This window comes from Flavobacteriales bacterium, assembly GCA_020635855.1.
Classification (GTDB): domain Bacteria; phylum Bacteroidota; class Bacteroidia; order JACJYZ01; family JACJYZ01; genus JACJYZ01.
In genome coordinates this window covers 728,372-740,710 of record JACJYZ010000004.1, presented here as the reverse complement: position 1 = coordinate 740,710, position 12,339 = coordinate 728,372, and the positions used below count along the sequence as shown (strand labels likewise).

The window sequence follows — 12,339 nt, the reverse complement described above, 5'->3', positions numbered from 1 at the left end:
CCACTATTCCACCCACGACAGGTAATAGTCAGGGTCCTGGATGGACAGTGCCTCTTCTGTAATTTTCAGCGGTCTGAACGGATCGATCATCACAGCCAATTCGGAAGTCTCTTTTTGTCCGATGCTGCGCTCCATGGCGCCGGGGTGCGGCCCGTGGGGAATGCCTCCGGGGTGCAGGGTGAAGTGTCCCGGACCGATGTCATTGCGGCTCATGAAATCGCCGTCCACATAGTACAGTACTTCATCCGAATCGATGTTGCTGTGGTTATAGGGAGCAGGGATGGATTGCGGATGGTAGTCGTACAGGCGCGGACAGAAAGAACACACCACAAAATTGTGCGCTTCGAAAGTCTGATGGATCGGCGGTGGCATGTGGATGCGACCGGTAATCGGCTCGAAGTTGTGGATGGAGAATCCATAAGGGAAGTTGTATCCGTCCCATCCCACCACATCAAATGGATGTGATGCATAGATGTATTCGTAAAGCATGCCGTCCTTTTTGATCTTCATCAGAAAATCACCCTTCTCGTCATGGGTTTCCAGTTCGGAGGGCAGCTTCAGGTCGCGTTCACAGAACGGGGAGTGTTCGAGCAATTGTCCGAAATGATTGCGGTAACGCTTCGGTGTATAGAGGGGGCTGAAAGATTCCAGCACCAGCAATCGGTTGTCTTCGCCGTCGAAATCGATCTGGTAGATCATGCCCCTGGGGATGATCAGATAGTCACCGTACTCGAAGGGGATGTTGCCCACCAGTGTGCGCAGTGTGCCGGATCCTTTGTGAATGAACAGCATCTCATCGGCATCGGCGTTTTTGTAGAAATATTCGCGGAGTGATTTACGTGGAGCCGCCACGCCAATGGTGAGGTCGTTGTTCACCATCAGTACCTTTCGGCTATCGAGGAAATCATCGGCGGGAGGCACTTCAAAACCACGAAGGCGCAGGGCCTTCATGTTTTTCTCGATGGCGATTTTCGGCGCAACGGACTTGGACTCACCCACCGTTTTCACCATGGTGGGCCTGTACACATGGTACAACAAAGAAGACATGCCCACGAAGCCTTCCGTTCCGAAAAGTTGTTCGTAGTAATGCCTGCCATCGGGTTGCTTGAAAACCGTATGACGTTTCTGAGGTATCTTACCCAGGTGATGATAAATAGGCATAGATTTACACTTGTTTAAATGTTCTTACACAAAAATAGGCCTGAACCACATATAAAATCAATGATCTTCGTCAATTAGAAACATTATGTTGTCGGCACAATTCACGTCAGATTTTATTTCTGAATTAGGTGTGATTTTTAAAATTTAATTGTGTTTCCTTGTAGGGCTTTTTAAATTACTTTTGCTTCATGGCCTGGCAGTACATCAAAGCGCTTCACATCATTTTTATCGTTACCTGGTTTGCAGGCTTGTTCTACATCGTGCGGTTGTTCGTGTATCATGCGGAGTCTGCACTCAAACCCGATCCTGAAAAAGGCATCCTGCAAAAGCAATTCAAGTTAATGGAAAAGCGCCTGTGGTATGGGATCGCATGGCCATCTATGGTTATTACGATGGTTTTGGGTCCATGGTTGGCAATCACCCTGTATCCCACCTGGGATGCCTGGTTACTGGTGAAGCTGGCACTGGTGTTGGGACTGGTGTTGTATCACCTGCAATGTCATTCGCTCTTCACCAAATTCCAGGCGGATATGATTCCCTGGAAGTCTTACCAATTGCGCATATGGAATGAATTGGCCACAGTGTTGCTGGTGGCCATTGTGTTCATTGTGGTGTTCAAGAACCTGTTCGACTTCTGGTGGGGGTTGTTGGGACTGGTGGTGTTCAGCATGCTACTGATGCTGGCCATCCGGGTATACAGGAAACGTCGCGAGAAACGAAACCCTTGATCTTGGTTTTAGCCGGCCTTGTTTAATGATGCCAAATACCGTTTCCTTAAACCGGTATCATTGAATATATACTTGTTCCGCCCTGATTTCAGTACCTTAAAGAACATATACTGAAATCCATTTCTGGACACTATTTCTTTATAAAGGGTGGTGTGATTAACGACCCTTTCTGCAATGAAATACTGTGATTTTTTATTGGCCCATTTTATTGCCATCACGTGTTCATCATCCTCCATCCCGAGAATGGAATAGTATTTCTGTCCGCCATAGATCAAACTGTCCACCTCTTCACCTTCAAATATCTTCATCTGTCGGCCATCATAGAAATGAATGTATGCAGGATTTTGTCTTGTTCTGGCATAGTCAAGTTTTTGTATATAAGCCTTCCCTTTTAGCGTCGAACCGTTCTTCAGATATATTGTGACATCCTTCCAGAATGATAGCCGTTCGAACGGATCATCTGCATTAAGAACTTCAAGAATAAATGTAACGTCTTCCCGGGGAAGTTCAGATAGCATATTGTATGTTTTTCGCCAGTACCCATCCGTAACAGGGCAAATGGTATCCATTTGATCCAAAGTGCTAACCTGTACCATATCTCCATTTCCATTTCTGTCGCAGTATACTTTTCTGGCAAGCCTGAACTGTTCATCCTGATGGTTTACTATATCGACTTTCTCTTCTTCCGAACATTGATCAAAGCCTTCACTGGAAAGTCTTCTGTGGTACCAATTCAGGAGGTTTCGATTTTCAATCTCATCTACGAGAAATGTGTTATCGTAAAGCAAACAATAGCCCTTCGATATTTCCTTAAGCAACAGGGACTCCTTATCGACCTGGAACCGCTTAAAAAGCACCTCGGTTTTCCTTCCTTTTATCATTCTATTCAAACGGAGCGCTTTAATTTCATCCATAGGTATCTCAACGAAATCACTGTCATCCTTTGATTTGAAGTATTTGTAATATGGCTTTGGCACCAACTCATTAACCAGGTTTCTTTTCCATTCGATGGAATAAAGAAAATATCCTTTGAGTAAAGAATCTTTATAAACCTCACATATACCCTCGTGGGGTTGATAATCAACATACATTGCTGCGCTGTTATCCTGGTGAGGGATAGAGTAAATAGGAGTCTGACAGGCTCCCACGGAAGCCATAAGCATGAATGCCAAAAATAGGATTGATTTCATTGCTGTATCAGTTTTCGAAATCCATCCATGTATGCAGCTGGTAGTAGATCTCAGGGATTAATAAGCCCTCACATTCTTCCCTTCCATGAAATTCATGAAGGCGCGGTTCACCACTTTGTTGCCACCGGGTGTGGGATAGTCACCTGAAAAGTACCAATCTCCCATATGTTCGGGGCAGGCTTTGTGCAAGCCGTCCAGCGATTGGAAGATGATTTCCAGGTCGGCTTTCAGGTCGTCGGGGCGAAGCAGTTCGGCGATTTTGGCAGCCACTTCTTCCGGCGTAAAGGGTTCATAGATTTCCTTGACCACATTCACCGTATGTTCTTTGGGCAGGTCTTCCTGGCCTTTGGCTTTTTCATACACCCGTTCCAGGACGTCATCCATGAAACGTTCCTTGAGCAGCGCCACGGCAGCCCTGAACGCCACGAAGTCACCCAGCTTGGCCATATCAATGCCGTAGCAGTCGGGGTATCGGATCTGGGGTGCGGATGAAACGATCAATATCTTTTTGGGGGAAAGCCGGTCGAGGATTTTGATGATGCTTTGTTTGAGTGTGGTGCCACGCACGATGGAATCATCGATCACCACCAGGTTGTCCACACCTCTCCTGACCACGCCGTAAGTGGTGTCATACACGTGGGCAACGAGTCCTTCACGGTCCTGATCGGCCGCAATGAACGTACGCAACTTGATATCCTTGATGGCGATCTTCTCAGCCCTGGGCCTTACCGACATGATTTTTGCCAGCGATTCGGGTGTGAGGGACGCACCTGCTTTCAATATCGCTTTTGATTTGACGTCATCCAGGTGTTCTTCCAACCCTTCGATCATCCCATGGTAGGCTACCTCAGCTGTGTTGGGGATGAAGGAAAACACGGTGTTTTCCAGGTCATGCTCAACAGCGTTCAGGATGGCGGGACAGAGGGCTGCACCCAACGCTTTCCGTTCCCGGTAGATGTCTTTGTCGTTTCCACGTGAGAAATAGATCCTTTCGAACGAGCATGATTTTCTTTCGGCCTGAGCCCGGATGGACACTTCCGAAATCTCGCCGTTTTTTTTCAGGATCAATGCGTGCCCGGGCTGGATTTCGCGGATCTGGTCCACGGCCACATCAAACGCAAGTTGAATGGGTGGCCTTTCGGATGTTACCACCACCTTTTCATCATCCTTGTAGTACCATACCGGGCGAATGCCGTTCGGGTCACGCACCACGAAGGCATCGCCATGGCCGAGCAGGCCGGCGATCACATATCCACCATCCCATTTCCTGGATGATTCCTGCAGGATATGTTGCAGGTCGATGTTGGAGGCGATGCGCGGTGAAATATCCGCATTGGAAAAGCCTTCTTTTTTATATTCTTTGAACAGGCGTTCATTCTCCACATCCAGGAAGTGACCGATCTTTTCCAGTACGGTCACCGTATCCGATTTTTCTTTCGGGTGTTGTCCGAGTTCCACCAATTGCTGGAAGAGTTCATCCACATTGGTGAGGTTAAAATTTCCAGCGACCACCAGGTTGCGGGTCATCCAGTTGTTTTGTCGCAGAAAGGGGTGGCAGTATTCGATGGAATTCTTGCCGAAGGTACCGTAGCGCAAATGTCCTAGGAGCAATTCCCCTGCGAATGCAACATTGTTTTTCAGCCAGCGGGTGTCCTGCATGAGAGCGGGATCTTTTCTGCGAACCGCTTCAAATTTCTGGTTAATGCGGAAGAAAATATCCTGGATGGGTTGGCTGCTGTTGGATCGGTAGCGACTGATGTAACGCCTTCCAGGATCCATGTCGAGTTTGATGGTTGCTACACCGGCTCCATCCTGTCCGCGGTTGTGCTGTTTCTGCATGAGCAGATACAGTTTATTCAGACCATAGAGAGGTGTACCGTATTTTTTCTGAAAATGATCCAGGGGTTTCAATAACCGGATCAGGGCAATTCCGCACTCGTGTTTAATTTGCTCGCTCATCTGCTTGTTCCCTTGCGGACCGTTCGCACGCCTGCGTTGGCAAAGCGTCCGGCCTATTGAGGTGGTTCACCGCAAAGTTACAACAAATCAGCAGGTTTACGAACGCCTGTTACGGTCAAAAGCAGATATACTGGGATTGCGGCAGATACTCAATCCGGGTTAACAAGCAATTTGAAACCACGGCCATGGATGTTGAGTATTTCAACCGCCGGATCTTCCTTGAGGTGTTTGCGGAGTTTGGCAATGTACACATCCATGCTACGGGAATTGAAATAATTATCGTCTTTCCATATTCGCTGGAGCGCGTAGTTCCGCTCCAGCACCTGGTTCTTGTGCGCGCACAGGAGCTTGAGCAGATCCGATTCCTTGGAAGTGAGTTTGGTTTCCTTATCTCCTATCTGCAGCAACTGTTGGTCGTAGTTGAAATGAAATTTACCCAGATCAAACTCCTGAAGAGATGCATCGTCATTCGGTTGACCGGTGCGTTTCAGGATGGCCTGGATGCGCAGCAACAGTTCTTCCATGCTGAAAGGTTTGGTGATGTAGTCATCTCCACCCAGCCGAAAACCTTCCAGGGTATCTTCTTTCATGGATTTGGCGGTTAGAAAGATCACCGGGGTCTGCGTATCGATCTCACGGATCTCGCGTGCCAGGGTGAATCCGTCTTTGACCGGCATCATAACATCCAGCAGCAGCACATCATAATCCTCTTTCAAAAAAGCATCATATCCTTCCTTGCCGTTGCGGCTCAGGTTGGTTTTGAATCCTTTTGCATTCAGATACTCCTGAAGAATACTGCCCAGGTTCGGGTCATCTTCCACAAGCAGGATTTTCTTCCTGGTCGTTTCCATAGCGATCAATTTTGATTGGGTAAGAAAATTTCAAATGTGCTGCCCTTCCCGGGCTGACTTTCAACGCTCACCTGCCCACCGTGCATTTCCACGATGTTCTTCACGTAACTGAGGCCAAGGCCGAAGCCCTTTACATTGTGGATATTTCCGGTCGGAACCCGGTACAATTTATCAAAGATTTTTTTCTGGGCTTCTTTGCTGATGCCAATACCATTGTCCTGAACCGATATGTACAAACCATCGGTTCCATTGCGGGTATAGATGTGGATGTCTGGTTCCTGTTCGGTGTATTTAATGGCGTTGTCGAGAAGATTATAAATGACATTGGTGAGGTGAACGCGGTCTGCACCGATCACACTGATGGTTGCATCCAGGTGCGGTGTAATCTGGCCTTTGCGTTTGTCCAGAAGAACAGCGATGTTCCGAATCGCATCCTGGATGATGGGATGCACATCCGTATCCACGATTTTCAGTTTGAGTTCTCCCTTATCCAGTACGGCCGTTCGAAGCAGATTTTCGGCCATGATGCCCAGGCGTTTGTTTTCATCGTGGATGATACCCACGTAGTGTTGTTTGGCTTTATCGGTGGTGTTCATCTGCGGATCGCTCAACGCCTCACAAGCGAGGGAAATGGTGGAGATCGGCGTTTTGAACTCGTGGGTCATGTTGTTGATGAAATCATTTTTTATGTCCGACAATTTCTTCTGGCGATAAATGGTGGATATGGTATAGTAGAAAGAAAAGATCAACACCAGAATCAGGATCACCGATGTAAACATGATCATGCTCATGTTCTTGAGGAGATAAAAGCTTCTTTGGGGAAAGTGAACAATCAGGAACTCCGGTTTTTTGAAGAAATCCGAGCGGTGGAGGCTCATCTTGAATTTGGATTTCAGCAATTTCTCCTCGGATGCGTCGGAATTAATGAGGGTAAAACTGCGTGCCGGCCGGTCATACACACCGAAATCAAAAGGAGCATCAATGCCACGGTTTCCGAATTCAACGCGGAGCATGGAATCCATTACGTGTTCACTCGGAAGTGTTTCTTCTTCATTCGGGTCCAGCACCTGGAAGAATTCGTCAAACATGTCGTCGACCATATCACCCTGGTCGCCCATATTCTGCCGGAAACCTTCCTGCCAGCTGTGCATGTTACGGAACCATTCCTGCCCCAGGTTGGCAAGTTCTTCCATGCCTTGTAATTCCGATGGCAGTTCCATCTCAGTGTCTGTTGAATCTCCGTCGACATAGCCACTCCATCGAATCACCACATTTCCCTGTTGCTTGCGAATCAATACCGAATCCCTCGTTGCTTCGAACTTATCTGAGAAAATACGCGCTGATCTTTCAATCGCCTCCCGGAGCGAATCGAGTTGCATATGCCATTGTTGTCGGGATGTAGCGGTCATCTGTTGCTCGATCCTCTTGGCCATGCGTGCTTTCTCCAGGTTCATCACTACCTGGTTCATCGCCTCGGTCGCATTTTGTTCGAACCGGTGGTTCTTCACCACAATGGCGCTATGGATCCAATACATTTGAATACCTACCAGACCGATAAGCGCCACGGTGATCATGGCAATAAGAAAGCGTATGACTCTGCGGTTCATGTGAAAGCAAAAATAGCGCTTAGGTGCCCGCAAACAGAGGGCTTAACACTTTTTAACAAGCCTTAACGAGCCGTTAACAGCGGGTTATAGGCCCGGGCACTACATTTGTACTACTTCTTTCGAGCAGTAGCGTAGTGCTTGATTCATTGATGCGTAGAAAAGAGTCCCGCCTTGTGCGGGGCTCTTTTTTTTATTCATCGTAAATCTGATTCAATGCATCCTGGAGCTTCTTCTCATCTATTTCAGACTCTACAAAATACTTCTTTCCCCTTTTGTTTTGCAGGATAAGTGTGGCTGGAATGGCACCGGTCCATGCTTCATCCACCATAGGGATCCACCGGTTTGCATCCCGGTCATCCAGATGAATCACTTCCGATCTGATTTTCTTTTTCTCAAGAAAAGCGGATAATTTGTCCGGTACCTGGCTTTTCATATCAAGGCTCACCAGAAGGACCTTTACAGGTTTGTTGCGGTACTTATCGGCCAGTGCATCAAACAAGGGTAATTCCTTGACACACGGTCCGCACCAGGTGGCCCAGAAATTCACCACATAGGTCGTGTCATTGTTCGCTTCCCAGTACTTTCTGGCATGATTGAAATCCAGACTGGGAATATTCTGGGCCTGTAAAAACGCTGGCCACACAAGGGAAAAAACCACAAACAGGCACTTTAATTCCCTCGCTGTACGTATCTTGCATTGTTTCATACAAGGTAAATTTAGTGTTTAGCAGGAAAGCATGCGCAGGTATTTGTTACTTCTTGTTCCTTTACTAACCGGATTGTGGTACGGATGCGGAAAGGACGATCCTCCTCCATGCGCCACAGCCGGTGCATTCCAGGGAAAGGTTTGCAAGGAGTACCGTTACCAGAACGATACTTTTGTAGGAACCATCAGCTGGGATTGGTCGGGAGATGAACTTCTCGCCAAACGATTCATTACCGACAAGAAAAAAGAGGTGAGCTACGTGCTGTATACGAATGACAACCCACAACATTTCCGTACAGAAACCACCTACAATGTGTCCACCGGTCAAAGTGTGATTTTCAGGAAATGGGAAACAGATTCTTCCGGAAATACCATTCGTTTCTGGGAAAACAAGGATACATTTGATCTGTTCAGATCCTATCAGAGAGACAGCCTGGGTCGGGTTGAATTCATGGAAGAAGAACACAACGGAGAACCGGCATTTTCCGAGGCCTATTTCTACGATTCAACGGACAGCCTATACAAGGCACTGCGATACGATGGCACAACCGGCAGTTTGATCGCGGTATTCAGGATCGCACATTATATGAATTCAAGAAGAACGGATACATATGATGCAAACAATAACCTCACCGGTTATGAAACATGGCAATACGAGCAAGGCAAGGTGGTTTCAATTGCACGTCACAATGCCAGCGACGCCTTGGTGAGTGATCAGACTTTCCGTTACAACTCCTACGGCCTGTTGTGGAAACAAAGTACGACGGATTCCTCAGGTACGACATTCCGTTCGGAATTCAACTATTTCTAAAAAAAAAAGGACCCGGTTATGACCGCGTCCTTTTCGATAAGGCCATCGGCCTCATCAGGCTTTTCCAAGGATCTTGAACATCCCTGTTCCACATGTGGGACAGGTACCTTTCAATGCCTTTCTTCCATTCTTCATGACCACCTCTTTGGCATCTTTCATTTCCTTTTTGGCCTTGCATTTTACACAATATCCTTCAGCCATGGTTACCCCCTTTTTTAGTAGGTTTATGAATATGTGGATTAACACCTCTACGATGAATCTCTGTCAAACGTTACCACACCAATCCGGGGAAAGGCCGAAAACGAAAGAAGCCCGGATGTATTCACCCGGGCTTCACTCAGTCTAAAGTATGTAATATCAAGCTTCTACGGACTTTCCGACCAGCCTTTTCTGTGTCAGGTACTGAGCAATCTGCACAGCATTGGTAGCGGCACCTTTCCGAAGATTATCCGCAACAATCCACATGTTCAACGTCTTGGGCTGGGACTCATCCCGACGCAACCTGCCAACAAACACTTCATCTTTATGCTGTGCGTTCAGGGGCATGGGATATACGTTGGATGCGGGTTCATCCAGCAATACAACGCCGTCCTGTTGCTGCAACAGGGAACGTACTTCATTCATATCGAATTCTTCTTTGAATTCGACATTCACGGATTCCGAGTGACCACCGATCACCGGTACACGAACAGCCGTGGCCGTTACACCGATCGCAGGATCACGAAGGATTTTTCTGGTTTCATTCACCAGCTTCATTTCCTCTTTCGTGTAACCGTTCTCTGTAAATACATCGCATTGGGGCAAACAATTTCGGTCGATCGGATGGGGGTATGCTTTGACACCATCCACACCATTGCGCTCATCTTCCATTTGCTGGGCTGCCTTCACTCCCGTTCCGGTTACAGATTGATAGGTGGAGATGATCAAACGCTTGATCCCGTATTTCTTGTGAAGCGGAGACAACGCCAGTACCATCTGGATGGTCGAACAGTTGGGATTAGCGATGATCTTGTCATTGTCACCCAGCACATCCGCATTGATTTCCGGAACCACCAGTTTCTTGTCGGGATCCATTCTCCATGCAGAGGAATTATCTATAACGGTTGTGCCCGCGGCGGCAAATTTGGGCGCCCACTCGAGTGATGTGCTGCCTCCCGCTGAAAACAGGGCAATGTCAGGTACCATGTCCACAGCCTCCTGCATGCCCACAATCTTATAGGATTTACCCTTGTATTTAATCTCCTTACCAATGGATTTCTCGCTGGCAACAGGGATCAATTCTGTAATGGGTAAATCGCGCTCTTCGAGCACCTTCAGCATAACCTGACCCACCATACCGGTGGCTCCTACAACGGCTACTTTCATGGTTGTTTAGTTTGAATAATGTGTTGTTGAAACTTACACCCCTCAAAATTGGGCCTGTAAAAGTACTAATTTGCCGGCGAAATCCCTTGATAACCTTCAGTTTTTCATAAATTTTGTTCCTCCGTTGAAAACATTATTTTTCTTCTTCATCCTGGCATTATCCTTCTCAATTTGTCGGGTTCAGGCCCAATGGATAGATGATTTTTCGGATGGGGATCTTTCTTCCAATCCCACATGGACCGGGCAACTGGCAAAATTCCGGGTCAATCCACAGCATCAATTGCAGCTGATGGGCCCCGAGGAAGAAGGCACCGCCATGTTACTCGCACCCATTCCGGCAGACACGGCGCGGGAATGGAGTTTCTGGCTGAAACTGGCTTTCCCGCCAAGTGAAAACAACCGTTTTCGGCTTTACCTGTCATGCGATACGGTACATGGAGAACCGACCCATGGGTACTTTCTGCAGATCGGTGAATCGGGCAACGAAGACCGTTTGAAATTTATACATGAGAACAACGGAATACAAACGGTACTTGGGCAAGGCCTAACAGCAACCTTCAGCGGTTCATCAGTACAGGTACGCATACGGGTCAACTACCAACAGAATACATGGAAGATCTGGTCGGATACCCTGGGTCAGGACGATTTCTCATTGGAACTGGAAGCGACCGCCGGGCCACCTGAAGGGCCGCTGAATGCACTCTGGTGTCGCCACACGAAAAGTCACTCAAGTGATTTTTTCCTGGATGACATTTACATCGGTCCTTTACGGACGGATACCACACCTCCCCGCATTGTTTCCGTTCGCGTGTTAAACCCGAACACGATTGCGGTAAGGTTTTCAGAAAGCATTCTGACGTCATCGGCCATGAATGAGCAGCATTACCGTGTGTCCCGGTACATTGGCACTCCGGAATACGCGCTCAAATCTTCCACAGATCCGCATGTCGCAGTGCTTCACTTCAGTGCTGATCTTCAGGAATCTTTGCTGTATACCCTGTCGGTCTCAGGTGTAGCAGATCTGAACGGGATTCCGATCCAACCTGTATCCTATCCGTTTTCATACCACCTACCCCAGCCGGGCGACATCGTGATTAACGAAGTGTTGTTCGATCCCATCAACGACGGGGTGGATTTTGTGGAAATATACAACCACAGTATGTACGAGGTAGATCTGGCTGATCTTTGTTTGTGGCGTGAAAATGAATTCACACATGCATGGGAAAACAAAACCAAGCTTTCGGCATCCGAACAGATGTTCATGCCAGGTGAATATCTATTCTGCAGCTCAGATCCAGAAAAGATCGCTGAACAATACCCTTCTGCATGCATACCACAAGCTGTCAGAACAAGCGGATTTCCTACTCTAAATAACGATCGTGGAACAGTTTTGCTAACTACCGGAGACAGTGTGATCCTGGACAGGTTTTCATACCGCGCGTCGTATCATTTTCCCTTTCTGGAAGATCCTGAAGGGTATTCGTTGGAACGACTTCGTGCGGATCATTACACCCAGGACAGCACAAACTGGCATTCGGCTTCCGATGCATCGGGAGGTGCCACACCCGGTCGGAAGAATTCACAAGAACCGACAGAAGGGGGTGGCAATGATGTGTTGTCCATTGGTTCGCAAACCTTCTCACCGGATCAGGACGGGTATCATGATGTACTTGCGATTTCTTACAAGCTACCGCATCCCTCAAGCATTGTCAGCATTCGCATCTTCGACCGCGCAGGCAGGTGGGTTGTTACATTGTTGGACCGCGTGTATGCGGGTTCAGAAGGTGAAATTTTCTGGGATGGGAGAAACAAGACTGGTGGTATCTGTGCTGCGGGTATCTATTTGATCGACTTCCAGTGGTTCGATGCGGCAGGCCATGAGGGCCACAAAAAGAAGCTGTGCATCATCCGCCCCGCTCAACGCCAACGGTGATGCACAGTCCACTGCATTGTATTTTACA

Annotated in this window: 11 protein-coding genes; 3 read left to right on the top strand and 8 right to left on the bottom strand. The window is 47.8% G+C overall.

What is annotated here, in order from left to right; translation table 11 throughout:
- Window positions 1-3: 3 nt before the first annotated feature.
- Window positions 4-1,161 carry a homogentisate 1,2-dioxygenase gene (locus H6585_15175; protein ID MCB9449673.1) on the bottom strand — a complete coding sequence of 386 codons (1,158 nt, stop codon included), beginning with the start codon at window positions 1,159-1,161 and terminating at the stop codon, window positions 4-6.
- A gap of 188 nt (window positions 1,162-1,349) precedes the next feature.
- On the opposite strand from H6585_15175, the gene H6585_15170 reads away from it, so the two are divergent.
- The gene (locus tag H6585_15170) at window positions 1,350-1,889 is read left to right on the top strand and encodes a CopD family protein (GenBank protein ID MCB9449672.1); all 540 of its coding nucleotides are present in this window, start codon (window positions 1,350-1,352) and stop codon (window positions 1,887-1,889) included.
- Window positions 1,890-1,897: 8 nt separating this feature from the next.
- Here H6585_15170 and H6585_15165 read toward each other — a convergent pair whose 3' ends face one another.
- The 5 genes from H6585_15165 to H6585_15145 all read right to left on the bottom strand — a co-directional run bounded on the left by H6585_15165 (window position 1,898) and on the right by H6585_15145 (window position 8,202).
- On the bottom strand, window positions 1,898-3,079 hold the full coding sequence (locus H6585_15165) for a hypothetical protein (GenBank protein ID MCB9449671.1): 1,182 nt from the start codon (window positions 3,077-3,079) through the stop codon (window positions 1,898-1,900).
- 57 nt (window positions 3,080-3,136) lie between these two features.
- On the bottom strand, window positions 3,137-5,038 hold the full coding sequence (locus H6585_15160) for an amidophosphoribosyltransferase (GenBank protein MCB9449670.1): 1,902 nt from the start codon (window positions 5,036-5,038) through the stop codon (window positions 3,137-3,139).
- Window positions 5,039-5,187: 149 nt separating this feature from the next.
- Window positions 5,188-5,889 (bottom strand): response regulator transcription factor, encoded by a 702-nt coding sequence (locus tag H6585_15155; protein MCB9449669.1) that lies wholly within the window; start codon window positions 5,887-5,889, stop codon window positions 5,188-5,190.
- 5 nt (window positions 5,890-5,894) lie between these two features.
- Window positions 5,895-7,496 carry a HAMP domain-containing histidine kinase gene (locus H6585_15150; GenBank protein MCB9449668.1) on the bottom strand — a complete coding sequence of 534 codons (1,602 nt, stop codon included), beginning with the start codon at window positions 7,494-7,496 and terminating at the stop codon, window positions 5,895-5,897.
- 190 nt (window positions 7,497-7,686) lie between these two features.
- Window positions 7,687-8,202: a redoxin domain-containing protein gene (locus tag H6585_15145; protein MCB9449667.1), complete on the bottom strand. Its 516-nt coding sequence runs from the start codon at window positions 8,200-8,202 to the stop codon at window positions 7,687-7,689.
- Between the two features lie 31 nt (window positions 8,203-8,233).
- On the opposite strand from H6585_15145, the gene H6585_15140 reads away from it, so the two are divergent.
- Entirely contained in the window at window positions 8,234-9,013 is a 780-nt protein-coding gene (locus H6585_15140; protein ID MCB9449666.1) for a hypothetical protein, read from the top strand.
- Window positions 9,014-9,067: 54 nt separating this feature from the next.
- Here the strand turns inward: H6585_15140 and H6585_15135 are convergent, their stop codons facing one another.
- Both H6585_15135 and H6585_15130 read right to left on the bottom strand, forming a co-directional pair.
- Window positions 9,068-9,214, bottom strand: coding sequence for a hypothetical protein (locus H6585_15135; protein MCB9449665.1), 147 nt, complete (start codon window positions 9,212-9,214; stop codon window positions 9,068-9,070).
- 156 nt (window positions 9,215-9,370) lie between these two features.
- Entirely contained in the window at window positions 9,371-10,378 is a 1,008-nt protein-coding gene (locus H6585_15130; protein ID MCB9449664.1) for an aspartate-semialdehyde dehydrogenase, read from the bottom strand.
- A gap of 124 nt (window positions 10,379-10,502) precedes the next feature.
- On the opposite strand from H6585_15130, the gene H6585_15125 reads away from it, so the two are divergent.
- Window positions 10,503-12,311: a lamin tail domain-containing protein gene (locus tag H6585_15125; GenBank protein MCB9449663.1), complete on the top strand. Its 1,809-nt coding sequence runs from the start codon at window positions 10,503-10,505 to the stop codon at window positions 12,309-12,311.
- Window positions 12,312-12,339 lie beyond the last annotated feature (28 nt).

Bases quoted from the DNA above. Each gene is read 5' to 3' on its own strand.
- H6585_15130 (MCB9449664.1), bottom strand. From the start codon at position 10,378: ATGAAAGTAGCCGTTGTAGGAGCCACCGGTATGGTGGGTCAGGTTATG.
- H6585_15150 (MCB9449668.1), bottom strand. From the start codon at position 7,496: ATGAACCGCAGAGTCATACGCTTTCTTATTGCCATGATCACCGTGGCG.
- H6585_15160 (MCB9449670.1), bottom strand. From the start codon at position 5,038: ATGAGCGAGCAAATTAAACACGAGTGCGGAATTGCCCTGATCCGGTTA.
- H6585_15135 (MCB9449665.1), bottom strand. From the start codon at position 9,214: ATGGCTGAAGGATATTGTGTAAAATGCAAGGCCAAAAAGGAAATGAAA.
- H6585_15165 (MCB9449671.1), bottom strand. From the start codon at position 3,079: ATGAAATCAATCCTATTTTTGGCATTCATGCTTATGGCTTCCGTGGGA.
- H6585_15140 (MCB9449666.1), top strand. From the start codon at position 8,234: ATGCGCAGGTATTTGTTACTTCTTGTTCCTTTACTAACCGGATTGTGG.
- H6585_15170 (MCB9449672.1), top strand. From the start codon at position 1,350: ATGGCCTGGCAGTACATCAAAGCGCTTCACATCATTTTTATCGTTACC.
- H6585_15155 (MCB9449669.1), bottom strand. From the start codon at position 5,889: ATGGAAACGACCAGGAAGAAAATCCTGCTTGTGGAAGATGACCCGAAC.
- H6585_15145 (MCB9449667.1), bottom strand. From the start codon at position 8,202: ATGAAACAATGCAAGATACGTACAGCGAGGGAATTAAAGTGCCTGTTT.
- H6585_15175 (MCB9449673.1), bottom strand. From the start codon at position 1,161: ATGCCTATTTATCATCACCTGGGTAAGATACCTCAGAAACGTCATACG.